The 25,123-nt window shown below is 59.5% G+C and carries 22 protein-coding genes; 17 read left to right on the top strand and 5 right to left on the bottom strand.

All coding sequences use genetic code 11. From position 1 onward, the window contains the following. Positions 1-242 precede the first annotated feature (242 nt). Positions 243-1,166, top strand: a complete 924-nt coding sequence (locus tag BUE39_RS18915; protein ID WP_073430256.1) for a LysR family transcriptional regulator — start codon at positions 243-245, stop codon at positions 1,164-1,166. Positions 1,167-1,328: 162 nt separating this feature from the next. On the opposite strand, the gene BUE39_RS18910 is transcribed toward BUE39_RS18915, so the two are convergent. The 4 genes from BUE39_RS18910 to BUE39_RS18895 all read right to left on the bottom strand — a co-directional run bounded on the left by BUE39_RS18910 (position 1,329) and on the right by BUE39_RS18895 (position 6,436). Next, positions 1,329-2,309, bottom strand: coding sequence for an ABC transporter permease (locus BUE39_RS18910; RefSeq protein WP_073430255.1), 981 nt, complete (start codon positions 2,307-2,309; stop codon positions 1,329-1,331). A 14-nt stretch (positions 2,310-2,323) separates the two neighbouring features. Further along, a complete protein-coding gene (locus tag BUE39_RS18905) occupies positions 2,324-3,334 on the bottom strand; it encodes an ABC transporter permease (protein WP_073430254.1) in 1,011 nt (336 codons plus the stop codon). Beyond that, positions 3,327-4,910, bottom strand: coding sequence for a sugar ABC transporter ATP-binding protein (locus BUE39_RS18900; RefSeq protein ID WP_073430253.1), 1,584 nt, complete (start codon positions 4,908-4,910; stop codon positions 3,327-3,329). The genes BUE39_RS18905 and BUE39_RS18900 overlap by 8 nt, the downstream gene beginning before the upstream one ends. A 563-nt stretch (positions 4,911-5,473) precedes the next feature. After that, positions 5,474-6,436: a sugar ABC transporter substrate-binding protein gene (locus tag BUE39_RS18895; RefSeq protein WP_073430252.1), complete on the bottom strand. Its 963-nt coding sequence runs from the start codon at positions 6,434-6,436 to the stop codon at positions 5,474-5,476. 467 nt (positions 6,437-6,903) lie between these two features. On the opposite strand from BUE39_RS18895, the gene BUE39_RS18890 reads away from it, so the two are divergent. Then, on the top strand, positions 6,904-7,665 hold the full coding sequence (locus BUE39_RS18890; protein ID WP_227470896.1) for a sugar phosphate isomerase/epimerase family protein: 762 nt from the start codon (positions 6,904-6,906) through the stop codon (positions 7,663-7,665). Between the two features lie 653 nt (positions 7,666-8,318). Beyond that, positions 8,319-9,053: a hypothetical protein gene (locus BUE39_RS18885; protein WP_227470895.1), complete on the top strand. Its 735-nt coding sequence runs from the start codon at positions 8,319-8,321 to the stop codon at positions 9,051-9,053. A 398-nt stretch (positions 9,054-9,451) separates the two neighbouring features. Here the strand turns inward: BUE39_RS18885 and ilvB are convergent, their stop codons facing one another. After that, positions 9,452-11,317, bottom strand: a complete 1,866-nt coding sequence (gene ilvB, locus BUE39_RS18880) for a biosynthetic-type acetolactate synthase large subunit (protein WP_083085659.1) — start codon at positions 11,315-11,317, stop codon at positions 9,452-9,454. 485 nt (positions 11,318-11,802) lie between these two features. Here ilvB and BUE39_RS18875 point away from each other — a divergent pair, with 485 nt between their 5' ends. The 14 genes from BUE39_RS18875 to BUE39_RS18815 all read left to right on the top strand — a co-directional run bounded on the left by BUE39_RS18875 (position 11,803) and on the right by BUE39_RS18815 (position 24,932). Continuing rightward, positions 11,803-12,831 (top strand): GlxA family transcriptional regulator, encoded by a 1,029-nt coding sequence (locus BUE39_RS18875; protein WP_073430249.1) that lies wholly within the window; start codon positions 11,803-11,805, stop codon positions 12,829-12,831. 184 nt (positions 12,832-13,015) lie between these two features. Further along, the gene (mug, locus tag BUE39_RS18870; protein ID WP_073430248.1) at positions 13,016-13,597 is read left to right on the top strand and encodes a G/U mismatch-specific DNA glycosylase; all 582 of its coding nucleotides are present in this window, start codon (positions 13,016-13,018) and stop codon (positions 13,595-13,597) included. Positions 13,598-13,843: 246 nt separating this feature from the next. Beyond that, positions 13,844-14,518: an antibiotic biosynthesis monooxygenase family protein gene (locus BUE39_RS18865; protein ID WP_073430247.1), complete on the top strand. Its 675-nt coding sequence runs from the start codon at positions 13,844-13,846 to the stop codon at positions 14,516-14,518. Further along, positions 14,515-14,739 (top strand): hypothetical protein, encoded by a 225-nt coding sequence (locus BUE39_RS34285; RefSeq protein ID WP_143031951.1) that lies wholly within the window; start codon positions 14,515-14,517, stop codon positions 14,737-14,739. The genes BUE39_RS18865 and BUE39_RS34285 overlap by 4 nt, the downstream gene beginning before the upstream one ends. A 198-nt stretch (positions 14,740-14,937) precedes the next feature. Then, entirely contained in the window at positions 14,938-16,566 is a 1,629-nt protein-coding gene (locus BUE39_RS18860) for an MFS transporter (protein WP_073430246.1), read from the top strand. Positions 16,567-16,578: 12 nt separating this feature from the next. Further along, positions 16,579-17,655, top strand: coding sequence for an HlyD family secretion protein (locus tag BUE39_RS18855; protein ID WP_073430245.1), 1,077 nt, complete (start codon positions 16,579-16,581; stop codon positions 17,653-17,655). Then, positions 17,652-19,181, top strand: a complete 1,530-nt coding sequence (locus tag BUE39_RS18850; RefSeq protein WP_073430244.1) for an efflux transporter outer membrane subunit — start codon at positions 17,652-17,654, stop codon at positions 19,179-19,181. The genes BUE39_RS18855 and BUE39_RS18850 overlap by 4 nt, the downstream gene beginning before the upstream one ends. A gap of 163 nt (positions 19,182-19,344) precedes the next feature. Next, a complete protein-coding gene (locus tag BUE39_RS18845) occupies positions 19,345-19,602 on the top strand; it encodes a hypothetical protein (RefSeq protein ID WP_073430243.1) in 258 nt (85 codons plus the stop codon). Positions 19,603-19,767: 165 nt separating this feature from the next. Then, entirely contained in the window at positions 19,768-20,061 is a 294-nt protein-coding gene (locus tag BUE39_RS18840) for a DUF1330 domain-containing protein (protein WP_073430242.1), read from the top strand. 142 nt (positions 20,062-20,203) lie between these two features. Next, positions 20,204-20,878, top strand: a complete 675-nt coding sequence (locus BUE39_RS18835; RefSeq protein ID WP_073430241.1) for a type 1 glutamine amidotransferase domain-containing protein — start codon at positions 20,204-20,206, stop codon at positions 20,876-20,878. 129 nt (positions 20,879-21,007) lie between these two features. Then, entirely contained in the window at positions 21,008-22,711 is a 1,704-nt protein-coding gene (locus BUE39_RS18830) for an FAD-dependent oxidoreductase (protein WP_073430240.1), read from the top strand. Positions 22,712-23,106: 395 nt separating this feature from the next. After that, complete coding sequence (locus BUE39_RS18825) at positions 23,107-23,526, top strand: DUF3331 domain-containing protein (RefSeq protein ID WP_083085654.1); 420 nt, start codon at positions 23,107-23,109, stop codon at positions 23,524-23,526. Between the two features lie 190 nt (positions 23,527-23,716). After that, positions 23,717-24,376, top strand: coding sequence for a response regulator transcription factor (locus tag BUE39_RS18820; protein ID WP_073430306.1), 660 nt, complete (start codon positions 23,717-23,719; stop codon positions 24,374-24,376). Between the two features lie 154 nt (positions 24,377-24,530). Continuing rightward, on the top strand, positions 24,531-24,932 hold the full coding sequence (locus BUE39_RS18815; RefSeq protein ID WP_073430305.1) for a response regulator: 402 nt from the start codon (positions 24,531-24,533) through the stop codon (positions 24,930-24,932). Positions 24,933-25,123 lie beyond the last annotated feature (191 nt).

The following is a 25,123-nucleotide window of genomic DNA, read 5'->3' as shown; positions in this document are numbered from 1 at the left end:
GTAAATAAAATGCCCAGAAGTGAAATGACATTTCCTCCTGAAGGAAAAATAGTTCGCATGCGTGGGAGAGCGCGAACTACCGAACACCAGGCCCTCCCGTTTTGCGTCGAATTGTAGAATTTTCCTCTACAAATCGAGGACTTCCGGTCGGTTTATCAATCGCCTCGCCTCCGGCATATTTGGCCTCGACGAATTGGAAGAATCACACCTGATTCTTCCAGTAGAACTCGAAGAGGGTGACGATGGACCGCTGGACGCAACTGCAGCTATTTGTGCTGACCGCTGACTTGGGTAGCCTGTCGAAGGCCGCCGAACAACTGGACATGTCAAATGCCGCAGCAAGTCGAACGCTCAGCTCTCTCGAAGAGCGTCTCGGTGCGAGGCTCATAGAACGAACTACGCGGCGCATGTGGCTTACTGACGCCGGCCGCGAGTACCACCGCCGATGCACGGCTGTGATTTCCGAGTTGGCCGAAGCTGACTCGATTGCTTCTGAGGAGGCGCTCAGTCCAAGAGGCGTGCTCCGGGTGACCAGTTCTGTTTCTTTCGCGATGATGCACATTGCGCCGGCGCTTCCTGAGTTTGTCACGTGCTACCCCAATCTGTCGGTTCAGATTGTCGCGGCGAATCAATACCAGAACTTCATCGAGGCCGGGATAGATATCGCCATACGTACGAAAGAGCATGAAGGAGATTCGGGCATCACGATTCGACGTCTGGCCGAGACCAGACGAGTGATGGCAGCATCGCCAGCCTATCTCGCGGCCCACGGACGTCCTGAGAATCCAGAGGACCTCCAGCAGCACAACATGCTTGTCTACAATCTCGCCGTCGACCCCTATCTGCTTCACCTGCGTCGAGGAAAGGAAGAACGCAATATCCCGATTGAGAGCGCTCTGGACTCAAACGAAGGTCAGGTCATCGTCGCCGCAGGGCGAGCAGGTTTGGGCATCGTCGTTCAGCCTCTCTACATCATTCATGATGACATCGTGTCCGGGCGTCTTATCCCAGTGCTTGGGGACTGGCAGTTGCCACGGCTGACCATCAACCTGGCTTACCAAAGCCGGCGATATCAGCCCGCGAAAATTCGAGTGTTCACCGAGTTCCTGATTGAGCGCGTGAAGAGCCTCAAACTTGAGGAGCGCTGGATGACCTTTGCAACCTAGGTTCATCCGTGCTGTCGATCACGGGATGCCGTCGGGACTCGCAGGCGGGACGTTCTTCCTTCAGGCAACAGTCGGTGCGGCCACGGTCTATCCGGGCTCAAGATGACGAAATACTGACGCGCTCTTCAGGAGCACGTCGGATCGCGTCGATGCGAGCAAAAGTCAGACGGGCGCGGATGCCTTTCTGCGAGCGAACCGGTCCAGCGGCGAGGCCAATACCGCACCCAGACGCCCGTCAAGCAAAACCACGATGAGCAGCAACAGCCCATTCACGAGAAGAATCTGTGTGGACGTGGCACTCAACAAACCCAGGCCGTTATTCAGGATGGTGAGAATGAGAACGCCCATCGCGACACCGAGTGGTGAACCGATACCGCCGCCCAGCGCAATACCGCCGACGATGGCCGCTGAGGCCGCCTGGAGCAGGATGTTGCTGCCCATCGTCGCGGAGGCGGTCGCGAGGCTCAGCGAGAGCAGCCCCCCACCCAGTGCCGACAACCCACCCGAGATGACAAAACCAACCGTCAGTGCTTTGCCGACCCGTGCACCACTCTGAATCGCCGCCTTTCGATGGCCACCTGAAGCGTAGATGTCGCGACCGAGCGTAGTGAAGCGCAGGAACAACGAGATCACGACGAAACAGGCGATTGTAATGAAGCTTCGAGGCGAGAAAATGCCTGCCACGTTATGGTCGAGAAAGTCGCTGACGTCCAGATTGCCGTAGCTCAAGACGCGCCCCCCTGCGAGCCAGTACCCTACGCCGGTCAGAAACATCATCGACCCAACGGTGGTCACCAGCGAGGAAACGCCGAGCCGTGGCAACAAGGCTGCGTTTGCAACGCCCACCACCACCCCGAAGACAACCGCGTACAGAATGCCGAGCAAAGCACTATCGCCGCCGAACTTCACAGTGATGAGCCCGGCCACCGTCGAGATTGCCGCTACGCTCAGGTCGAATTCACCAGCAACCATCGTGACCGAAAGCCCGAGTGCGATGATTCCAAGGAACGCAAACGCCTGGAAAATCGCGTAGAGGTTGGCCTGCGAAAAGTAGTGATTGACGCTGAGGCCGAAGATAACCGGCATGCCAACAAGCAGGACGATCCGAATCGCCAGATTGAGAAGTCGTTGAGATTGATGCATTTCCGAGTCTCCTGTTATTTCCGTCCCGGACCGAGCCGGGCGAGCAACGCGCCGAATACCACCGCTGCGAGAACCACGATGCCTTTCGCGACCAGCTGGTACTCGTAGCTCACGCCGCTGACCAGGAGGATGTTGCCGATGACCGCGAGGAAGATGGCACCGGTGACCGCATCCGAAATATGGCCACGCCCGCCGCGAATCGAAATGCCACCGACCAGCACGGCTGCGATCGCGTTGAAATCGAGGTCGATGCCGTACGTCAGATTGCCTTGAGCCGACGATGAGGCGATCAGAGAGCCGGCCAGTGCCGCTGCTGCGCCAGCGAACGCGTAGCAGACGAGTGTCGCGGCCATCGTCCGGAGTCCGGCAATACGCGCAACCTCAGCCCGCATTCCGAGCAATCGGATTTCGCGTCCAATGCGCGACTTCTGGAGGATGAAACTCGCAATTGCAGCAAAAATGGCCAGCACGAGGATTTGAGTCGGCAGCCAGCCGAACAGCTTGCCCTGACCGAGCCACGTGGCATCGCCTTTGCCGATAACCGTCAGGCCGCCGGTGTAGATGACGCCTGCACCGATGATGATTGACGAGGTGGCAATCGTCGTGATGATGGGGTTCGCCTTCCCCAGAGCGATGATTCCGCCCTGCACAATGCCCATCAGCAGGCCGCTCAATACGACGAGCAGCAGCGTCGTACCCAAACCCAAATGAATGAGCGCTGCAAACATAACGGTGGAGACCGCGGCCGTCGCACCCATCGAAAGCATGAACAGATTCCCGCTGAGGGTGACGAGCGCCATACCGATAGCGCCAATGCCGACTGCTGCGACCGAGTACATTAGCGACTGAACGTTCCCGAACTCCGTGAAGTGCGGCACGATGGCTGCTGCGACGACGATGAGGACAAGCGTAGCGATTCGGATCGACGCCGCATGAATGCTCGTCGTTCCAAAAAGTGCAGATGCCCACCGTCGCAACGCCGTTGGCGACACCTGTGCAATGGGTTCCAGAGCGGTCTTATGCATTATCCACCTGCGCAGGTTGATTTCGGAAAGAGACGTGGCCGTGAGATGCGTCGCTGTCGCCCGCGACGATGTCGTGGAGCAGCGTGTCACCATCGATTTCGAATCGAGGTTTATGGCGGACCATCCGGCCACGGAAAACAGTGAGAACGGTGTCCGCGAGTTCGAGAATTTCTTCGAGGTCTGTCGAGTAGAAGACAATCGCCAACCCGTCATCCGCCATCTTGCGAAGGGTCGAATAGATCTCCGCGCGAGCGCCAATGTCAACGCCTCGGGTAGGCTCGTTCAACAGCAACAGCCGAGGTGCGAGCGCGACGGCTTTAGCGAGCGACACCTTTTGCTGATTGCCACCGCTGAGCGTCGACACTTCATGAGGAAGGCGCTTCGGGTCGATAGCGAACATCGATGCGAGGCGTCGGGCCTCTTCCTGCTCGCCGGCGCGCCGCATAATGCCAGCCTTGCTGAACTTCGCCATTACAGAGGCCGTGATATTGATTGCTATCGGCGCATCCAGAAACACGCCCTTATCCGCACGGTCCTCGGCGACGTATGCGATCCCGGCCTTCAGGGAACTGCGGATGCTGTCAAGCTTGATTGCCTGTCCGTCGACCTTGACTGAGTTGGAGATGTCGCCGCGAAGTCCGGCGAGCGCCTCGACAAGGACTTCGGCTCCCGAACCAAGCTGACCGACAACCGCGAGAATCTCGCCTGCCGCCACATCGGCCGACAGGTCTTCGACCTTATCTGCAACCGTCAGGTTGGAGACCGACAGTCGAGGCGCGAGGTCAGCGCGCCTCTCGGGCGGCTTGGCCCTGCTATGCACAAGTTCACGCCCGATCATTGCCTTGATCACTTCAGCAGTCGTCATGTTGGAGGTACGTTGCGTCAGAACGTGCTGGCCGTTGCGGAAAACCGTTACCCGGTCCGTCAGCGCAAAGACCTCGTCGAGCCGGTGACTCACGAAAATCATTGCGGTGCCCTGGTCACGCAGCCTGCGCGCGACGTCGAAGACTCGCACGATCTCCGCATCCGACAAGGTCGCAGTCGGCTCGTCGAGGAGCAGCACCTTCGCCTGCCGCGACATGCCCCGCGCGATTTCCACGAGTTGGCATTCGGCAAGGCTGAGCCGGGACGCCGGCGCATCCAGCTTGACGTGTGACAACCCCACCGAATCGAGATGCTCGCGGACAGAGTCGCGATACTGACTGCGTCGGTAGATTTCGCTCTGGTCGGCGCCACCGAGAAGAATGTTGTCGAGTACCGACAGCGTCGGAACGATTGCAAGCTCCTGGTGAACGATGGAGATCAATCGGGGATCCGTGCGATTCCCAAGCTTCAGATGGTGGCCGTCGACGGTGATTTCTCCGTCGTCAGGCTGAACGAGGCCACCGAGAATTTTGATGAACGTGCTCTTGCCCGCGCCGTTCTCTCCGCACAGCGCATGAATCTCGCCCGGCGCCAGTTCGAGGCTGACGCCTGTAAGCGCTTTGACGCCACCATAATGCTTTGTGAGATTGCGAGCGCAGAGCAGACTCTGGGCAGCTACCGGCTCGGTGCCGGGATTCGCGTCTTGCAGCATTGTCTTCCTCCAAACGCGGAGACTGTTCGGTCATCCGCTGTCAAGGGCTGATGCCTGTCACAGTGGCCCACCTCCTGCGCGTAGCTGGTCGTGTGTGGGTGACGGCATACATCTCGATTACCGATGTCCTGCGTCGATGCTGGGCATTTCGCTGTCCAGGGCTTCGAACGAGCCAGGAGGCGCTGCGGCATCAGCGACGCTGCTGTTGGTGGTCTTTGAGGAGAGAAATTCGCAGGGAATCGCTGCGTGCGCAGGAACGCATGTCGTCTCCAGCAGAAACTCGCGTCAGCGGCTTCGGTATTGTTGAGTAACAGGTTATTAGTTCGCCTGGAAAAGAAAAATGCGCTGCCGCGAAATGATATTTCCGGTGGAGGGAAATATCCGTATTGGCCATAGACGGCACGATACGCCAGTGCGTGCGCCTTTCCCATGAAGCCAGTGCCAATCACAGCTACGCGAATCTCTCGTCTCATGGTTGTCTCCGTTCGTAAAACGAAAGCGACCCCGAAGGGTCGCGAAAAACGTTCCGCCGCCTGCGCGACGGTCAACTGTGCAGAACGGCGTTACTTCTTCGAGTAGCAGACGTTCAGCGTCGTCTTCGTTGCAGCAGGATTCGGTAGATACTGAATGGCTTGCGGCGCCTTGCCCGACGCGAGATCTTTGGCGGCCCGTGCAGCGTACGCACCGTCGTCAAACGGGGACTGCTCGACCGTGGCGTATGCCTTTCCGGCGGAAATGGCTTCGACCGCGCCAGAGTCGCAGCCGTGGCCAATGATGACGAGCTTCGACGGGTCGAGTCCGAGGCGCTGTGCAGCAGTCACGACACCGCGAAGTTGCGAGTCGTTCTCCGTGTAGACGCCTTTCACGTCCTTGAACTGAGTGAAGAGCGCCGACGCGGCCGCTTCTGCCTTCACAGCGTCCCAGTCTGCCGGTTGGGAACCGACGACTTCGATTCCAGGTGCGTTCTTCTTGAGGCCCTCCACAAAGCCTTGATAGCGCTGAACCTGCGGCGGCGTGCCCATCGGCCCGTTAATGACGATGACCTTGCCTTTATCGCCATAGCCCTTTTCCTTGAAGCCCTGAATCATCGTCTTCGCGGCTACTTCGCCATTGCTGATGTCGTTCGGGCCCGTGAAGACCTTCCAGTAACGGGAGTACTTCTGGTCGGGCATCGAATTCGAGATGACTAGCGGAATTTTGGCCTGGTCAATCTTGCGAATCGACGGGACCATCGCGCTCGAGTCCACCGGGACAAGGACGATGACATCGGGCTTCTGGGCAAGTGTCTGGTCGACCAGAGTGGCTTGTTCGTTCGGGTCGTAGTTGCTTACCTTCACATCGAGCTTGAGGCCCTGGGCGGCGGCTTCCTTCACGAAGCCCTTCACATAGAGCGCCCAGTATTCAACGCTCTGCGTCGGCATGAGCAGCGCAACGCGAGGCTGGTCGGCCGCGCGGACGCTCGTATCAAATGCGCTTGCGACGGCCGCGAGAACAAAACAAGAAACGATGGATTTGCGGAAGTTCATGCTGTGTCTCCAATAGGCCCATGTCGTGGAAAAGCCGGGTTTTGATGTTCTGGTGGAGGCACAGTAAGGCCTGGTATCGGAAAGAAAAATGCGACAGAAAGAAAAGTTATTTCCTCTCACTGGAAAAATGACGACAGCTTCGGAGAGATTGTCACCGAACAGTTCAAGAATCGGGCGATAAACCAGATGCGGCGGTCCCCGCAGCGGCAAGCAACGCTCGGCTTCGCCCGATTGTGTACTTTTATTCTACGGAAAGACGATCCGGGGGCTCTTTATCTGCTGTGACTTCTCCGTGATAGTCCAGGGCATCGATTCCCCCGCGACGCGCCGCATCGCTCGTCGTCACTTTCAAGAGGTCTCACATGTCCAGCTCCAAAGTCGAACTCGTCGCCGCTTATTTCACGCTCTCGGGCGATGTCTATCCCTTCGGTCCGACCGAAATCAGCCCCTTCAGCTTCAAGGACCGAGTGGAAGCGGCAGCGAAGGCTGGTTGGGACGGCATCGGCCTGATTCACTCGGACATCTACGCCACCGCCGACAAGATTGGCTTCGCGGAAATGCGCCGCATCCTCGAAGCCAACGGCATCAAGCACGTCGAGTTCGAATTTTTGGTCGATTGGTATCAAACCGGCGAGCGTCGCCGCACCTCCGACAGCATGCGGTACTACTACCTCAAGGCTGCCGAAGAGCTGCGCGCGCGCATCGTGAAAATCGGCCCAGGTATCGGCGAGGACACCGCAGACGTCCCGCTCATGGTCGAAGAGTTTGGCAAACTGGCGGAGGACGCTGAGAAGCGCGGAACGCAAGTCATGCTCGAAATCATGCCTTTCAGCAACGTCCGTACGATTGAAACCGGCAAGGCCATTGTCGAAGGCGCGAACAAGGCGAACGCCGGTCTGCTGCTCGACATATGGCATCTGAGCCGCGGCAATGTCGATTTCAAGGAAATCGCCACGATCAAGCCCGAGTTCATCAAGGGCATCGAACTGGACGACGCAGACCGTTACGCAATCGAGCCGCTGTGGATGGACACCTGTCATAAGCGTCGCCTGCCGGGCGAAGGTGTCCTCGACGTAAACGGGTTTATCAAAGCAGTGCAAGCAACGGGCTTCGATGGTCCGTGGGGCGTCGAGATTCTCTCGGAAGTCGAGCGCAAGCTCCCGTTGGAAGAAATGGCTATGCGCGCATACGACGCGACGATTCGCCACTTCGAAGACCAGGCAGGATAGCGAAGAGTCTCCCGACGGCTGCAACCACAGGTTAGCGGCCGTCTTGCTACTTTCAATTCCACCGCCGACTGCTCGACGAAATGCTCTTCATAGGCCTCGCAACGCGCCTGGTCGCGATCTTCAAAGCGAACACTGACAACCACGCAAAATGCTGGCTCTCTACGTCCGATTCAAACTCGTTGCCTCGGCCAAGTGCCAGTTCTTGCCGCATCTCGACGAGCTGATTCAAGCGATGGCGGAATCCAGGCTCGGCTAGGCAGTTTGTCCGTCAGCTTCTGAGCTATTGCCGACGTTCGAATGGCAGCAGTATCCGATGGCCAGATGACTGCTTGTGGCCGCGTGCTCCGATGCAGTCGGCATACGTCGACCGCAATATTCTTTGTTCACCTCGGCGGCCGGCGCAGCGCAACGAACGGGCGCCTGGCGCCCCGCTGCTGCGTCCGGCGGCGGTACAGTGCCGCCTGCACTGCACGGGGCCAGACATGGATGACCATGGTCTTTTATCGAGAGTGATGCATCTCAGTTAGAAATTTAAAGTTCATGCAAACAGCGCCGATAAATAGCTTGCCTGTGTCTGAATTTGCCGTGAGGGTGACCTCCATTCGAAGACACTGGCCAATGGCGTCGCACTCTCAATCCACAAATAAAAGGTCATGGATAACAAAACGCTTTCAACTTCTGCAGTCGCGGGTTTTATCGTTGCAACAACACTACTCACGGGCTGTGCTTCACTTCCGAAAACCGATCTCGCCGCCAGCAATCGTGAAAAGCTCCATTCGATCGCTCTGCTGGATGTCACCGAACCGCGCGGAGAGAGCGTTGTCAACTTCGGTGGTGCTGCCGGAGCATTTGGATTGATTGGTGGACTGGTGCAAGGCGGGATCAACGCCAATCATACGAGTACATACACGCAGCGCGTGGCAAGCGAAAAGATTGCCTTCGCTCCCGTCGTTAACGATGGCCTGACAACGCGACTGTCCAGTAATGGCTATGAAATTGTTCCGTTGCACGACCAGCACGCCAAGCTCTCAAGCGACGGCAAGTCCGACGACTTTTCCGATGTCAAGACCAACGCCGACGCCATCCTGAGCGTATGGATCACCTCGTTTGGTTACGTATCCCCGCCGGAATCGAGCGATTTCATTCCGTGGGTCGTCGTCCGCGCTCGTCTGCTCGATTCGAAGTCCAAGCAAGACATGTACTTCAAGACATTCGCCTGTGGCTGGGATATCAAGGCCAACTCTGTCCACGTCGAAGCGGACGCAAAATATCACTATGGCAGTTTCGGCACCTTGATCGACCAGTTCGATCAGTCGGTCGCAGGTCTCAAGGATTGCGAGCAGGCGGTTGTCGTCGCAATTGGGCAGGATCTGACGAAGCCGCAGTAAGGGTCCCGGTCATGTTTGGGCGGACATTTGAAATGTTTGCTTCTGGCCGCCCACTATCGAACGCAATCGGCATGCGCAATGTGAACCGCGCGATTAGTGGCATCGGCAGCAGCCGACCGGAACCCGACGGTTATACCGCCGAGTGTACAGCGGCAGATGTCCGATGCGGAGCAGCCTTCCGGTTGCGCTTACTTGCCTAGACCGCCCGCCCAGGGAAAGGCAGATGTGGAAATTCATCTGGATCGCTACACCGGCAAGCTCAATGAGCCGGACAAGTAATAACGCGCTTCTAAGCGGGACGGCCGATCAGCCGCCGCCGCATGGCCTCTCCTACTACGAAAAGCAAGCTTACGAGCCGTTGAGCAGAATCGTCGCAACGCACATCGTTACTGCCGTGACTAAAACATATCCGCAGCCGCTTGGCGCCCGGCGCCCTTCCCTTGGGTTTCTCGCTCAGAGCGCGACGGAATGAACGGACCGGTAATCATATTCGAGTAGCTTTGCCCAGGCCCCACCATCGGAAACACATCCGCGTTCTCGTCGACCATGATCTCGAGGAAAGCCGGTCCGTCGAATGCCACGAAGGCCTTGAGTTGCTTATCGAGTTCGCTCATTGCATCAACGCGACGGGCAAACTCGAAGCCATCGGCCCGAGCTGCCATGACAAAATTCTTGCGATGGAGCGACTTGTCGCTCACGCACAACCGGCCGTCATAAAAGAGACGCTGCCACTGCCGGATCATTCCGTCACCGCGATTGTTGAGCAGCAGTACTTTGACGGGCACTCCATAAGTGCTCGCCGTCTCGAGTTCGCCGACATTCATGCGGATGCTGCCGTCACCGTCGATGTCGATCACAAGGGCATCCGGTCGCGCCAGTTGCGCGCCAATAGCGGCGGGCAGCCCGAAACCCATCGTCCCCATGCTGCCCGAAGTCAGAAAGCTTCGAGGCTCGACAAAGTCGAAAAACTGCGCGGCCCACATCTGATGCTGGCCGACGCCCGTGCAGATGATCGCTCGCCCGCCTGTAATTTCACTGAGTTTTTCAACGACGAACTGCGGCTGAATCGCCGGATTGTTCCGGTCGTAGTTCATCCCGTAGGTTCTCTTCAGTGCCTTGATATGGTCGAGCCAAACCGAGGGCGGTTGCGCTGGTGGCTCCTGTTTCATCAACGACAGCAATGTGTTCCTTGCGTCGCCTACGTGTGCCCAGTGCGCCCGTTTGACCTTGTTGATTTCCGCCTCATCGATGTCGATATGCGCGACATACCGCGCTCGTGGCGCAAATGCATCGGGGCGGCCACCGGCGACACGATCATCGAATCGGGCACCCACGGCGATCAGGAAGTCGCAGTCTTCCACCGCGTAGTTCGCGTGGGCCATGCCGTGCATGCCGAGCATGCCGAGATACAGTTCGTCTTTCGCGGACATTGCGCCGAGGCCCATCAGCGTGGTCACCACGGGAATCCCATAGCGCTCCGAAAACTGCCGCAACTCAGCCGTCGCGCCAGCCGCGATGACGCCGCCGCCGGCATACAGCAACGGTCGTTCGCTTTGCGCCAGCAAGTCGAAGAACTCAGTGCGCTTGTGTTCTTCCAGACGAGCGCCTTTCGCCACCATTCGAAGACGGTCCGAGTAGCCTCGAAACTCCAACGTACCTTGCCCGTGATAGGTTCCGGTCCAGTTCTGGATGTCCTTCGGCACGTCCACGACAACCGGGCCGGGACGGCCGCTGCGAGCGACTTCGAATGCGGTCCGCAGTGTCCGTTCCAGCTTTGCCGGGTCGGTCACCAGAAACACCTGCTTTGCGCATGCCGACATGATGTTGAAGACGGGCGCCTCCTGAAAAGCATCCGTGCCGATCATCGCACGCGGTACCTGTCCGCATATGAGAACCACGGGGACCGAATCGCCGTTGCAGTCGGCGATCGGGGTCACCGCGTTGGTCGCCCCCGGACCTGAGGTCACCATGAACACGCCGACTCTTCCGCTCGCGCGCGCATACCCGGCGGCCATGAAGCCGGCCGCCTGTTCATTGGCGGGCACAACGAGATTGATCTGGCGCTCAGGGCTCTCGTGGTGCATCTCGTTGAATCGAAAGACAGCGTCGTAAGTCGGCAAAATCGCACCGCCGCTATAGCCGAATACGGTATCGACGCCCTGTTCGCTGAGTACCCGCAGGATGATATCGGCTCCCGACATCAATTCGCCGGCAACGGGTGGTGGCGGCAAGACTTCCAAGGCAGGGTTCGGATTTCGGGTCATGGCTGGCTCGCATGGAAACGGGCGCCGACGAATGTCAGCGGCCAAAATCAAAAGGCGGTTTCCCTTCCAACTCGAGAACAGCGTATGTTCTTTACCAGCTTACGGACGATTGCTCAGACGGGTTCTCCGTACAAGGCAGCGTCCATCCAGCACTTTTTTGATGTGCTTCTGGACGAATCGTGAGGAATGGCTCTGGCCATTCTGACAACGATTGAAACAGCATGCGCGTCCACGAAGGCTGTATATGGGCCAAGATGCACTACATTCGAGCCATGACGATCTCCGGGTCGCGGGCCGCCTAAGCGCCGGTCTGCGGGGCAACAATCCGGCGGACATTTGCCCGATACGGCATGGCCGGCATACGGCCATCGCGGTAAGCTGATATTCTGCCCTTCAAATTGCTGTCATCGCGCTTACTCCGCTCGTCTTGGCGAAGGGTCGCCTGGCGGCACCCGCAAGCGCTCACAATCAAAGAAGGTCACAGCATGAAAGTCGCCATTGTCGTATTCGATGGTGTACAGGCGTTGGATGTTGCAGGTCCCCTGGACGTATTTGCAGAAGCAAACACGTATCTGTCTGAACATCAGAGGTATCAGGTCTCTGTCGTGGCCTGCGACGCCGGCACGGTGTCCTGCTCGAACGGCATGCAGCTTTCGGTTCCCTTTGGCTTCGCGGACTTCGACACGCCGTTCGATCTGCTGCTGATCGCGGGAGGACCGCAGTTGCCCAATACGCAACCGCGAAGCGAATTCCTGCAGTGGTTGCGAGACCAGTCGCGCGGCGCCGCACGGTTCGGCTCCGTTTGCAACGGAGCATTCCTGCTCGCGCACGCTGGGCTGCTCGATGGCAAGGATGTGACGACTCACTGGGCAGATGCCGGGCGCCTGGCCGACGAATTTCCGCAGGCGTGCGTGCAGCCCGACAGCATTTTCATCCGTGACGGGCGCCTGTTTACTTCCGCCGGCGTGACGGCGGGTATCGACCTGTGTCTATCGCTCGTGGCAGAAGACTGGGGACACGAGCTCGCCGTGCGGGTTGCGAAGCGTCTGGTGGTCTACATTCAGCGGGAAGGCGGTCAATCTCAGTACAGTCCTTACCTTGGAATACGCAAGGACCAGGATCCGATCGTCGGCAAGGTGCTCCAGTATGTGACCGAGCACATCACCGATACGCTGTCGATCGAGCAGCTTGCCAGCGCAGTTTCGGTCAGCCGGCGCACCTTCTCCCGGCTGTTCGCGAAGTATGCGAAGGCGACACCGTCCGCGTTTGTCGAACAGGTTCGCGTCGACACGGCAAGGAGGCTGCTCGAAGAAACCGATGCGCCTCTCAAGACGGTGGCGTACAAGTGCGGCTTTCACAGCGCCACGCATATGCGAACGACTTTCTCGCGGCGGCTCAATGTCACGCCCAAACAATATCGCCAACGGTTTCGCGGCGTGGCAGGCACACAGCCGGTGTCGTATAGCGGTGGCAGCGGGCAAGTCGCGTCAGCAGGGATCGAAAGCGTAAGGTAGTCGTGCCTCGTCAGAACCGGCACGGTTCGCCATCCCTCGCCGCCCTCGCATCGAAAACGGATGGCGTCTCTTAGTGGTGGCCGGAATCACGCTACATCTGACCTGAAATCGGCGCTCTTTCCGCTTGTCCCTGTTCATGGGGCAGCCCAAAGTGGTGGCTCGTCAATCGCACGCAGCGGCTCGAATGAACCTCATAAAAAGACCTGCCCCATCCACGATCCGCTCGGATTCGCTCGAATCTCTTCCGGACATCGCCGAAACGGGTCTATCAGTCATATTTTGCGGAATAAATCCGGGCGCCCTGGCAGCATCGAGCGGCCGCCACTTTTCGGGCAGAGGCAACCGGTTCTGGCGGGCCATTCATCTCGCCGGCTTTACCCCTGAACAGATCCGTCCTGAAGACGACCGCACTCTGCTGCGGTATGGCTGCGGGCTGACAACTGTCGTTTCGCGTCCGACCGCACGAGCGGACGAACTAACGTCATGGGAGTTCAGTGCCGCCGCATCCGGTTTTGAGCGGAAGATTGAACGGTACGCACCGCAATGCGTTGCGTTCCTTGGGAAAATGGCCATCTCCGCAATGTCCGGCGTGCGCGGCATCGAGTGGGGTCCGCAACCCCTCGCATTCGGCGGCGCCCGCGCATGGGTCTTGCCCAATCCCAGCGGACTGAACCGGACATTCAGCCTCGATGCATTAGTGATTGCATACCGCGAACTTCGTCTTGCAGTGGCGTCGACTGATGTGGTTTCGACAACCGAAGACTAGCCCGCTCCGATCCCGCTTGCCTGCAACATACCAATCGCGATGAGCCTGGCAAAATTCCGGTACGGAATGGCCCAATAGGCTGCCTACCCGTACTTCAAGAACCTCGGTCCTTCTTCCACAATAAGCTGACGCATCGCGCGACGGCCACATCGCAACGATCCGGTTGATCCAGATCGGACGATCACGCTTGCCGCGATCCTCTGCCGTTGCCGCGTTACCGGCAACCTCAACCAGACGAAGGAATCCATGTTCTCTGCAATGCTCGAAGTCAACCCGATCCACGACCAGTTCGATGCCTACCTCGGCATGGCGAAGATGCTGCGCCCGGAGCTCGAACAGATCGAAGGCTTCGTCGACAACACACGCTACGCGAGCCTCACGCGCCAGGGGTGGCTCCTCTCGCTATCGAGCTGGCGCGATGAGAAGTCGCTGGTGCGCTGGCGTGTCACGACGAATCACCACAAGGTGCAGCAGGCGGCGCGTGATCGTGTGTTTGCCGATTACCGCTTGCGCATTGGGCAGACCGTCGCCGATACGCACGTACCCGCCGGGCAAGAACTGATGGAGCAACGCCTCGATGCGACGGAGACAGGCGTCGGCAAGGCCGTCACTCTGCTCGACACAAGGTGCGCGCCGGACTGGGTCAAGCAGGCGAGTGCGCACGCAGTCGCGAAGTCGCTTGGACTCGACATGGAGGCGTCCGGCCTCGTCGCATGGGACGCGTTCGACGCACTGATGACGCCCGGCGACGTTATAGCGGTCGCGACGTGGAGCGATCTCGCCGCTGCCCAAACGTTCGAGCGCACCGCGACATTGCCGGAGGGCGTTCGCCTGCGGCACATCCGCGTGGTCCGGGAATACGGAATGTTCGATCGCCGCGAAGCGCCGCAGTACTTTGCAGAAGTGCAGCGCAAGGCTTGAAACACACGCGGCAGGAAAATCACCGCCGCCCCGTCTTCCCGTCGATGAATGATGACGACGTTGACCATCGCGTCGACGTCGACGCTCTTCATTGCATTCTCTCGGGCCAGGCGTTGACCGAATGGAAAAACACCCTTTCCAGCCTGCCGCGTTATCGCCATAGCCGCGACGGCATTGGCCCGATTTGCGAACGGAATGGCCTGATAGGCAAGCTCTGTTGACTTCAAGAAAGCCAAGCCGTCTCCTAGAATGATTCGACCCATTGCGCGGCTGCGACGCACCCGCCGAACTGATTGAAGTTACCGCGAGAAAAGACCTAATGTCTTGTTCGCCGAGCATCCGGGTTCCTTCGAACATCGGGCGTGAGAGCGCAATCTCCCGATGTAATGCCCCCAACAGCACCAGCCTAGCGGACCCATATGAACACCGCCAACCCAAGGACATCTGGAACGGCAGAACCCGAGCTCGCACAATCGTCGGCGCCGGTTCATGCGTCGGAAGCCGCGGCGCCTCCCGTACAGCAGGCGCCCAAGGAAGCCGAGCTGCCGCTTCGCCTCGCCATCGGTTTGATTGGAATGCTGCTGGCGTCGTTACTGGCGATATTGAACGAACAGGTCACCGCGGTGGCGCTGGCCGATATCCGCGGCGCGTTCTCGATTGGACGCGACGATGGAACATGGGTGACCGCTCTCTTCGAAGCGACGAATGTCGCCACGATGATATTCGCTCCCTGGTTCGGGGTGACGCTCACGCTGAAGCGATTCACGATCGGCGCCGTGCTGGCCGTGATGTTCGTCGGATTCCTTTGTCCCTTCGCGCCGAACCTGCCTACGCTCTATGTATTGCGTGCGCTGCAAGGCGTGGCGAGCGGATGTCTGCCCCCGATGCTGATTATCGTGGCGCTGCGCTATCTCCCGCCGAAAATCAAGTTATACGGACTCGCGGGATACGCACTCACCGCGACCTTCGGACCGGCGCTCGGCACGCCTCTCGCCGCGTTATGGACGGAGTATGTCAGCTGGCGAATGGCCTTCTGGCAGATCGTGCCGCTCGGCATCGTGAGCTGCGTGGCCATCCACCAGGGGCTGCCGTCGGATCCCCTCAGGCTCGAACGTTTCCGTTCATTTAACTGGAGCGGATTCGTACTGGGATTCCCCGCGATAGCCATGCTCGTCATTGGTCTGCTGCAAGGCGATCGTCTCGACTGGCTGAATTCAACGTTCACCAGCACGATGTTCTATGGCGGCGCGCTGTTGTTCGCGGCGTTCCTCGTCAACGAGTGGTTTCATCCGCTGCCATTCTTCAAACTCCAGCTGCTTGCCCGCAGGAACCTCGCGCACGGACTTCTGACACTGGTTGGCGCCGTTGTGCTGCTGGTTGGCGTTGCGGTCATACCCGGCCAATATCTCGCGCAAGTCCACGGTTACCGGCCGCTGCAAACCGCGCCGCTGTCGTTGCTGCTTGCAATTCCCCTGCTGATTGCGCTTCCCGTCACCGCCGCCGTGCTGAATCTCCGCCAGGTCGACCATCGCTGGGTCATGGCCATCGGACTGTGCCTGATAGCCACCACGTGCTTCCTGGGGAGTTTCATGACCTCCGCGTGGGTTCGCGAGAACTTCTATTGGCTTCAGTCGTTGGAAATTGCCGCACAGCCCATGGTGATCATGGGAATCCTGATGGGCGTCACGACCGGCCTGCCCCCAACGGAAGGCCCGTTTGCTTCGGCCATGTTCAACACGCTCAAAGCGTTTACCGGCGCCGCGGCAACCGGTCTCATCGAGGGTGTGGGAACCGCGCGCGAGCATTTTCATTCGAGCATGCTCGTCGATCGGCTGGGCAACAACACCCTGGTCACGGGACAAGGCATCGACGCGGCTCACGGGCTCGGCGAACTTGCGCATCGGATCCACGAGCAAGCCGTCGTGCTGACGTCAGCGGATCTCTATCGCCTGATGGCAGGTGTCGCCCTCGCATTTCTTTTCGTTATTCCGGTGTTACCCGTGCGTGTTTATCCGCCATGGAGCACGACGCCGCCCTCTTCCCGCTAAGCGACGATACCTATGTCATCCATCACCCGATTTCCGCCTAAGGCAATTTATCTCCCCGCGTATGTGGTCATACTCGGTGTTGCAATCTGGGCTTGCATAAGGCTGTTCGCCGACTCGAATAGCGAGACCACCAACGATGCCTACGTGACCGCCGACTTCACACTCGTCGCGCCGCGCGTCGCCGGCCAACTTTCAGAGGTGCTCGTAGAGGACAACCAGCAGGTGAAAGCCGGGCAGCTACTGGCGCGTATCGACGACCGCGATTTCCGCGCGGCTCTGATGAGTGCGCAAGCTGACGTGGCCGCGGCAAAGGCAGCGGTTGCGAACTATGACGCCGAGATCGCGCGGCATCCCGCGCTTGTCGACCAGGCACGCGCCACGCTCCGCGCAGACGATGCGACACTCGAGTTCGCGCGGGCAAACGCCGCGCGTTACCGGAATCTCTCGGACGCCGGCGCGGGAACGACGCAGGAGCAGCAGCATGCCTCGAGCACACTGGCCGAGGAACTCGCGCAGCAGGCGCGCAACCGCGCCGCGCTCGTCGCCACCGAGCAGAACCTCGACGTTCTGCGCAGCCAGCGCGATAAGGCGGCCGGCGCATTGGCTCACGCCGAAGCGGCTCTCGAACAGGCGAAACTCAACTTTTCCTATACGCAGATTCACGCGCCCGTCGACGGCAAGGTTGGACGACGGTCGGCGCGAGTCGGCGCATTCGTCACAACGGGCGCGCCATTGCTCGCGATCGTTCCGCTGTCGGACGCCTATATCGTCGCCAACTTTCAGGAAAACCAGCTGACCCATATGCGACCCGGCAATGCCGTGCGTATCAAGGTGGATACGTTCCCGGACGTCGTGATTCGAGGGCATGTCGATAGCCTCGCTCCCGCCACGGGCGTGAGCTTCGCGCCGATCGCGCCCGACAACGCGACGGGCAATTTCACCAAGGTCGTCCAGCGCGTGCCGGTCAAGATCACGATCGACCGCGGACAGCAGGCCGCGTCGGCATTGAGCGTGGGGCTGTCGGTCGAAGCGGATGTCGCCGTCAGCAGGCGCGCGGATGCGCCGGGTGCGGAGGCAGACAAGCAATGACCGCCAGTGAATTTTCGATCCGCACGCCGGCGCTGGCGGCGTTGCTGTGCTTCGCGCTCGTGGGCTGTGCCGTTGGCCCTGACTTCGAACGTCCGCAAACAACCACGCCTGCCGTGTTTGACCGCACCCAGTCCGCGCAGGCATCCAGTAAAGCAATCGAGTCCGAATTCAGCGCGCAGTGGTGGATGCTGTTCAACGATCCCATCCTGGACTCGCTGGAAAAACAGCTCTCCGATGCCAACCTCGACGTGGCGGCGGCCTCGGCGCGCCTGCGGCAAAGCCGGGCCGGGCAACGCATTGCCGGCGCCGAAGAATACCCGCGGTTGAGCAGTGCCGCCTCGTATAACCGCGAGCGCGGAAGTCCGAACGGCATCCTGTCATTGCTTGGCGTTAGCCCAGCGGGAAGTCAGCCGCAATCGGCATCGGGCAGCGCGCCGGCCGGCGTCGCGGCATTGCCGGGACCCTCGGGCTCGCCGGCCTACGACCTTTACCAGGCCGGCGTCGATGCATCGTGGGAGCTCGACATCTGGGGCCGGGCGCGACGCGGTGTCGAGGCCGCGACAGCGCTGACGGATGCCTCATACGAGGATCGCAACGCGATTCTATTGTCTGCGCGCGCGGAACTCGCGCGAGACTACGTTCAGTTGCGCGACGCGCAGGCGCTGCTTCAGATCGCGAGACAGAACCTCGTCATCGCCCGCGACGCCACCAGGCTCACGCAAACGCGGGTACGCGAAGGCGTCACTACCGACCTGGACGTGGCCAACGCTTCCGCGCAGGCAGAGTTGATCGAAAGCCTCATTCCGACGCTCGAATCGCGTTCCGAGACCACGATCAACGCAATCGGCGTGTTGCTGGCCGAGGAGCCGGGCGCGCTACGCGAGACGCTCGGCGAACCGCATGATGTTCCCGCACTCCCTGAACAGGTGCCCATCGGTATCCGCTCGGAACTGGTGCAGCGCAGACCCGACATCAGGAGAGCAGAGGCGCAATTACACGCGGCCACGGCGGCGATCGGAATGGCGAAGGCCGACTTCTATCCACGCATATCGCTGAATGGCAGCGCGGGATTCCAAAGCCTTCAGCTCTCGAATCTCGCCAGTTGGGCGTCCGGTCAGTTCGTCGTGGGACCGTCGATCACGCTGCCGATCTTCGAAGGGGGACGCCTCAAGGGAACACTCCATTTGCGCGAGGCGCAACAGCAGGAAGCTGCGATCGTCTACAGGCGGACCGTACTTCAGGCATGGCGAGAGGTGGACGATGCGCTCGTCGTCTATGACGCTGAACAGCGGCGGCGCGATCGGCTGAAAGCGGTCGTTGGCTTGAACCAGCGCGCGCTCTCGATTGCGCGGCAGCGATACAAGGCGGGCGCGGTCGATTTTCTCGACGTGCTCAACGTGCAGAAACAGTTGCTCGACGCACAGAGCAATCTTGAGCAAAGCAAGGCTCACGCCGCGGCTAACCTCATCGCGCTATGCAAGGCACTCGGCGGCGGATGGGAGTCGACGTATGCCAGATCGCCGTAAACGAGTACTCAACTATCGGCACGCTCTGTTGCCTCCTGGACGTTCACATATCTCTGGTATTCCGCTCGAGGCAAGCCTATAAATAATTTCCTGTTAGACAACGCGTAACCCGCGTTCTCTGCCAAGCCCGTTCAGAACCTGTTCACGAAATAAAGGTATTTCCATGAAAGCCAAACATCTTGTAGCGAGCGGCGCCGTGCTGCTCTGTAGCATGACCGGCATTGCGCATTCCCAGCCGACTCAGGCCGTCGCCCCGCCAACCCCGTCTTCTGCACAGCAGCCCATCTTGAACACTGCGCCGCAAACGGTTGACCAGTCGGTAGGCGGCGCATCCATGTACGGGACGCACGACAGCGGGCGCGGCAGGAATGGCAGCCTGTGCATCGTCGGGTTGTCCTGCGATATCTACAAAGGAAATTGACGGCACGTTGTATGCATGGCGACGATGCGCCCCCGCGTACCCGCCGCGGGGGGCAGCGTCCACTATTTCTTGCCGTGCTGCATTCGGGCAATGAGCGTCGCCTGTTCGACGAGTTGCGATATGGGTGCGATATGGGCGCTTCGATTTCTTCCCACGAGAACACTGATGGCCAAAGCTTATTGGATGGTGTCGTATCGCAAGGTGACGGACCCGCAGCGCGTTGCCGAGTACTCGAAATTGGCCGCGCCGGCAATCGCCAATGGCGGTGGACGCATTCTGGCTCGCGGCGCGGCGGCGTTCGCGCATGAAGCGGGCCTGATTGAACGCACCGTGCTAACGGAATTCGACAGTCTCCAACAAGCCGTTTCCGCCTTCGAGAGCGTTGACTATCAGGCCGCCTTGAAGATTCTCGGCACCGCTGCGGAGCGAGATTTCAGAATCGTCGAAGGCGTGGAATAACACAAGGAAGATCCGCAGCGGCTCACCCAAAAACCTCGTCCCTCGCCTCCAGATCGACCTATGCTGAAAATCCTGGCAGAGGTTGGCCGATTACCCAAACTTTGCCTTTGCCGAAAATTCGGCGACTTTCGAGGAGCAGACAATGAAAATCCTGATGGTGATGACCTCGCATGATCAGTTGGGAAACACTGGCAAGAAAACAGGCTTCTGGCTGGAGGAGTTCGCCGCTCCCTATTACACGTTTCTCGATGCGGGAGCCGCTGTTACGGTCGCCTCTCCCAAGGGCGGACAACCCCCGCTCGACCCCAAGAGCGACACCCCCGAAGGCGAGACGAACATGACGAGGCGATTCAAGGCGGATCCCCTCGCTCAAAAAGTCCTCGCCAACACAGTCAAACTCTCGGACATGGCGGCTAGCGACTATGACGCGGTCTTTTACCCAGGCGGTCACGGCCCCCTGTGGGATCTGGCCGAGGACAAAGACTCGATTGCCTTGATCGAAGCCTTCTATCGTTCCGACAAACCCGTGGCCGCCGTCTGCCACGCTCCATGCGTTTTCCGCCACGTCGTGATCGACGGTGAACCGATCGTGAAAGGCCGGCGCGTCACGGGCTTTACGAACACAGAAGAAGAAGCTGTCCAACTGACCGAAGTGGTTCCATTTCTCGTAGAAGACGAACTGAAGCGATTGGGCGGCAAGTTCGAGAAAGCGGCCGATTGGCAAAGCTTCGCGATCACCGACGGCCTTCTCGTTACAGGTCAGAACCCTGCTTCTTCAACGGCCGGCGCCAAACATCTGTTGGGACTTCTCGCCTGAATGCCGGCAATTATTTACCGGGCTATCGCGGCCGCGCGAGCCGACTTCGCAGCCACGAAAGAAGAGCGGCGCGGTTCGCTCACGCTATGAATCGCTGGCTGCGCCGGGTAGCCGCGCAGGAGAACCGCGATGAGCAACGAGTCAACGCCGCGAGACGGATCGCCCGCCGATCACCACGACGTAACCGAAGACGTGAGCGTACGTGATCATCCCCGATACCAGCAGATGTTTCCGGTTCTCACGGCGGCGGAAGTCGACAGGGTGCGTCGCTTCGGCAGCCTGTGTCACTACGCCAAAGGTGAATCGCTCTATCGCGCGGGAAGTCTCTGCCCCGGCGTCTTCGTCCTTCTCTCGGGCAAAGTGCGGATAGTCGGTCGCGACGGCCTCGGCCATGAACGGGTCATTCATACGTATGCGCAGCGCGGCGAATTCACCTCCGACGTCACTCAACTGTCGAGCAAGCCCGCGGTAGTGGATGCGCATGTCATCGAAGATGTCGAAGTACTGTTGGTGCGGCCCGATGAACTCAGCGCCGTGATGATCAGCGAAGCAGATCTTGGCGAAAAGATCATGCGTGCGCTGATTCTCAGGCGAGTCCTCGTGATCGAGCGCGGACAGGGCGTCGTTCTGGTGGGCTCCTCCAGTGACGGGCAACTCGTCGCGTTGCAGGATTTCCTGCGCCGCAACGCTTTTCCCAATATGACGCTCGATGCCGAACAGGATGCCGAAGCCATCGCGCTACTCGAACGCCTGACGCCGCAGCCCAACGACTTCCCGCTCGTCGTTTGTCCAAACGGCACCGTGCTGCGAAATCCCGATCAGGGGCAACTGGCGTCCTGTCTCGGGCTGATTCCCGAATTCGACCCGACGCACGTCTACGATGTAGTGATAATCGGCGCGGGGCCCGCGGGACTTGCGGCGGCCGTCTACGCGGCGTCGGAAGGAATGTCGGTTGCAGTTCTCGACTGCCGCGCACCCGGCGGCCAGGCGGGTACGAGCGCGCGCATCGAAAACTATCTGGGTTTCCCTACCGGCATCACAGGCCAGGCTCTCGCGGGCCGCGCGTTTGTTCAGGCGCAGAAGTTCGGCGCGCATATCGCCATTCCGTGCGAGGTCAAGGCGTTGTATTGCGACAGACAACCACCTGTCGTGGAACTCGCCAACGGCCGCCGCATTACCGCGCGCGCCGTCGTTATCGCGAGCGGCGCGGAGTATCGGCGTCCAGAGGTCCAGAACCTCGCGCGCTTCGAGCGCTGCGGGGTCTATTACTGGGCAACGCCAATCGAGGCCCGGCTGTGCCGCAAGGAGCCGGTTCTGCTGGTGGGCGGCGGCAATTCGGCGGGGCAAGCGGTGGTGTTTCTGGCAGCACATGCCGAACATGTGCATATGTTCATTCGAGGCGCGAATCTCGAGCGCGGTATGTCACGTTACCTGATCGAACGCGTTGCATCGCTACCGAACGTAACCCTCCACACGCGTATCGAACTGACCGCGCTCGAGGGAGGTGCGCGACTTGAACGCGTGCACTACCGCGGCGCGGGCGGCATTGAAGGAAGCATGACCGCACATCATCTGTTCGTATTCGTCGGCGCCGAGCCGAATACCGGCTGGCTCAAGACATGCGAGGTGTCGCTCGACAACAAGGGGTTTGTGTTGACGGGCACCGACATTCCCGGCGCGAGTGCGCGCTCGCTGCCGTTGCAGACAAGCGTCCGGGGGATTTTCGCAATCGGTGACGTGCGTTCGGGATCGACCAAGCGTGTCGCGTCGGCGGTCGGCGAAGGCGCGGCTGTGGTGGCGCAGATTCATCGATTGCTGGCCGGAGTGTCGTAATGACAAGATCTGGAAATGGTTTCTCTGTCCAACTCGGCGGCGACGCATGCATTTCATTGCCGGTCACGGAAACCTGAACGAATTAGCCGGAATCAGCCAACCGCCCTTCCCGATCAGCCATGAATCACGTTGCATCACTATCCCGTCGATCAGCGCTTCTTTCCCGCAGCGCCTATCCCAAGGTATGACCAAAGCGAACGATGAAATGAATCGGCCATCCACTCGAACGACTAGTGAGGAACCGCGGGTTTGTATATGTTATGCATAGCACCGCGAGAGCCAGCCGCGATCGCACAAGCAACGGTGCATCCACCGATGCGGGCCCCAGGATGTTTGCGCCCGCCATGAGTTGGCGCAGCGAAAGCGCGGCGTCACTTTTCGTGAGGAGCAGGACAATGCTTGCCAGCGAAACCGATCCGTGGGTTCAGACCATACGACTTCTGTCATCCGGGTCACAAGCATCGGGGCTCAGCGATCGAATGCCTTTCGTGGCAAGCCCCTTCCCACTTTTTAACCAGGACGCGGCGCTGCGTAACGGCCCCTCATTGCATCTGGCGATCAGCCTGATCGAGCGGACAAGCACCACCAGCGTCACGATTGCCTGGCGAGATGCGACGAGCTGCTTTTACGGCGCCCAGGTGTGGAGCGCGGCAAAGGCAAGGCTTTCCGGCGTCTGCGCGATAAGCGGGGCACGGATAAAAAGAGGCGATCGAATCTTTCATCCGCGAAGGTCGAAACCTGCACCGGTCAACGCGAAGGCCATGATTCTTGCATCGACGATAGACGCTGTCGAGCCGGCCGGGACGCATCAGTGATCTCGCGATTCATGGAGACGGCGCTCCCGTTCCTGCACGTAGTGTCCCGTTGCCATGTAAGGGTGTACCTTAAAGCGCATCGGGCAACGCGGAAAACGCTGCGCATTGGTAGCCATGAATTCGCGCATTGCCTAGTATGGAGAAGTACCGGCGGCGGATTCCCGCAACGGAACTTCTCGAAGGCAAAGCAATGAAAAGCGAGATCCCTGGAACGGGAAGTGAAACGTTGCCCGACGCGCTCGTTTATGTGGTTGACGACGATGAATCTATCCGCGGGGCGCTGACATCCTTACTCACGTCGGTGGGAATTCCTGTGCGGGCGTTCGCATCGGCTGATGATTTTCTAGCCGCGCAGATGCCGGACGTGCCGAGTTGCCTGGTTCTCGACGTTCGCCTGCGAGGGGCGAGCGGCTTGATCCTGCAACAGGAGCCATTCAAGGAAACCGTTCGATTGCCGGTCATATTTCTGACCGCATACGGCGACATTGAAATGTCCGTCAAGGCCATGAAAGCGGGCGCATTCGATTTCATGACCAAGCCGTTCAGGGATCAGGATCTGATCGACACCATTGCAGCGGCCCTGAAAATGAATCGCGAGTCCAGGCGCCAGGACAAGATCGTTGCGGGCATCCTCCAGACATACGACTCGCTGACCGCTCGCGAGCGGGAAGTCATCGGGCTGGTGGCAGAGGGGCTGTTGAACAAGCAGATCGCCGACCGCCTGTGTCTTAGCGAGGTAACGGTCAAGATTCATCGGGCTCAAGCAATGCACAAGCTCGACGCACGTTCGGTGCCCGATGTCGTTAGAAAATTGCAGCAGGTTCGCCCCGCTCGTGAAGACGCCAGATAGCGCATTCACGCCAATCCGTCATTCGGCTGTACCGGCTCATACGAACTGTCGCTAAAACCATTCGAAGGTCTTATTGCCGCTTTGGCCTTGGGCTTGTAATTTGTCTAAAGGATTAAGCCTTTTTTGCATCCATTGGATCGCCTTGGGGCTCGACATGAGATCAAAGCACTCTTCCGCGCTCATCGGGGTGGTGGAAGACGACGAATCGGTCCGGTTAGCGACGGCCAGTCTACTGCGTTCGGCAAACTGGCGGGTTATCGCGTATCCGTCGGCCAATCATCTTCTGAGCGATACGCGTCGGTCCGAACTCGGCCTCGTCGTCACGGATATTCACATGCCAGGCATGGACGGATTTGGATTGCTTGAAGCGATCGGTTCGTGGATGCAGCCAGTTCCCGTCATCTTCATTACCGCATACGTCACGCAAGAGCTTCGCGACAGGTCCAACACCGCGGGAGCGACAGGCTTCTTTTCAAAGCCACTGGACGACACGCGACTGCTCGCGTTGATAGACAGGATAATCGGGAAGCAGCCGAAGACTCGCTCCTCAGTTTGATCGTTACCGCGGACGAAGGACACGAAGGCATCCGAACGTATTACCCGAGCATGCGACTGCACAACGCCTAGCAGCACATCGAACGATGGAATCGCACGGCGTTCGCGCTTAGCCTTTAGTCGGTGCACGCGCAGACGATCGCCAGCGTTTCCGGCATCTTCGACAATTCTTCGCGGCTCGATGTGAACCTA

Source organism: Paraburkholderia terricola (assembly GCF_900142195.1).
Lineage (GTDB): Bacteria > Pseudomonadota > Gammaproteobacteria > Burkholderiales > Burkholderiaceae > Paraburkholderia > Paraburkholderia terricola.
The sequence above is the reverse complement of the archived record's forward strand: the minus strand, read 5'-3'. Positions and strand labels throughout refer to the sequence as shown.

What these genes read in the sequence shown, in the direction of transcription:
- BUE39_RS18820 (WP_073430306.1), top strand. Translation starts at nt 23,717, where the DNA reads ATGAAAAGCGAGATCCCTGGAACGGGAAGTGAAACGTTGCCCGACGCG.
- BUE39_RS18905 (WP_073430254.1), bottom strand. Translation starts at nt 3,334, where the DNA reads ATGCATAAGACCGCTCTGGAACCCATTGCACAGGTGTCGCCAACGGCG.
- BUE39_RS18865 (WP_073430247.1), top strand. Translation starts at nt 13,844, where the DNA reads ATGTTCTCTGCAATGCTCGAAGTCAACCCGATCCACGACCAGTTCGAT.
- BUE39_RS18850 (WP_073430244.1), top strand. Translation starts at nt 17,652, where the DNA reads ATGACCGCCAGTGAATTTTCGATCCGCACGCCGGCGCTGGCGGCGTTG.
- BUE39_RS18835 (WP_073430241.1), top strand. Translation starts at nt 20,204, where the DNA reads ATGAAAATCCTGATGGTGATGACCTCGCATGATCAGTTGGGAAACACT.
- BUE39_RS18885 (WP_227470895.1), top strand. Translation starts at nt 8,319, where the DNA reads ATGGATAACAAAACGCTTTCAACTTCTGCAGTCGCGGGTTTTATCGTT.
- BUE39_RS18855 (WP_073430245.1), top strand. Translation starts at nt 16,579, where the DNA reads ATGTCATCCATCACCCGATTTCCGCCTAAGGCAATTTATCTCCCCGCG.
- BUE39_RS18915 (WP_073430256.1), top strand. Translation starts at nt 243, where the DNA reads ATGGACCGCTGGACGCAACTGCAGCTATTTGTGCTGACCGCTGACTTG.
- BUE39_RS18845 (WP_073430243.1), top strand. Translation starts at nt 19,345, where the DNA reads ATGAAAGCCAAACATCTTGTAGCGAGCGGCGCCGTGCTGCTCTGTAGC.
- BUE39_RS18895 (WP_073430252.1), bottom strand. Translation starts at nt 6,436, where the DNA reads ATGAACTTCCGCAAATCCATCGTTTCTTGTTTTGTTCTCGCGGCCGTC.
- BUE39_RS18840 (WP_073430242.1), top strand. Translation starts at nt 19,768, where the DNA reads ATGGCCAAAGCTTATTGGATGGTGTCGTATCGCAAGGTGACGGACCCG.
- BUE39_RS18875 (WP_073430249.1), top strand. Translation starts at nt 11,803, where the DNA reads ATGAAAGTCGCCATTGTCGTATTCGATGGTGTACAGGCGTTGGATGTT.
- BUE39_RS18830 (WP_073430240.1), top strand. Translation starts at nt 21,008, where the DNA reads ATGAGCAACGAGTCAACGCCGCGAGACGGATCGCCCGCCGATCACCAC.
- BUE39_RS18815 (WP_073430305.1), top strand. Translation starts at nt 24,531, where the DNA reads ATGAGATCAAAGCACTCTTCCGCGCTCATCGGGGTGGTGGAAGACGAC.
- BUE39_RS18860 (WP_073430246.1), top strand. Translation starts at nt 14,938, where the DNA reads ATGAACACCGCCAACCCAAGGACATCTGGAACGGCAGAACCCGAGCTC.
- BUE39_RS18825 (WP_083085654.1), top strand. Translation starts at nt 23,107, where the DNA reads ATGCTTGCCAGCGAAACCGATCCGTGGGTTCAGACCATACGACTTCTG.
- BUE39_RS18910 (WP_073430255.1), bottom strand. Translation starts at nt 2,309, where the DNA reads ATGCATCAATCTCAACGACTTCTCAATCTGGCGATTCGGATCGTCCTG.
- BUE39_RS18900 (WP_073430253.1), bottom strand. Translation starts at nt 4,910, where the DNA reads ATGCTGCAAGACGCGAATCCCGGCACCGAGCCGGTAGCTGCCCAGAGT.
- mug (WP_073430248.1), top strand. Translation starts at nt 13,016, where the DNA reads ATGAACCTCATAAAAAGACCTGCCCCATCCACGATCCGCTCGGATTCG.
- ilvB (WP_083085659.1), bottom strand. Translation starts at nt 11,317, where the DNA reads ATGACCCGAAATCCGAACCCTGCCTTGGAAGTCTTGCCGCCACCACCC.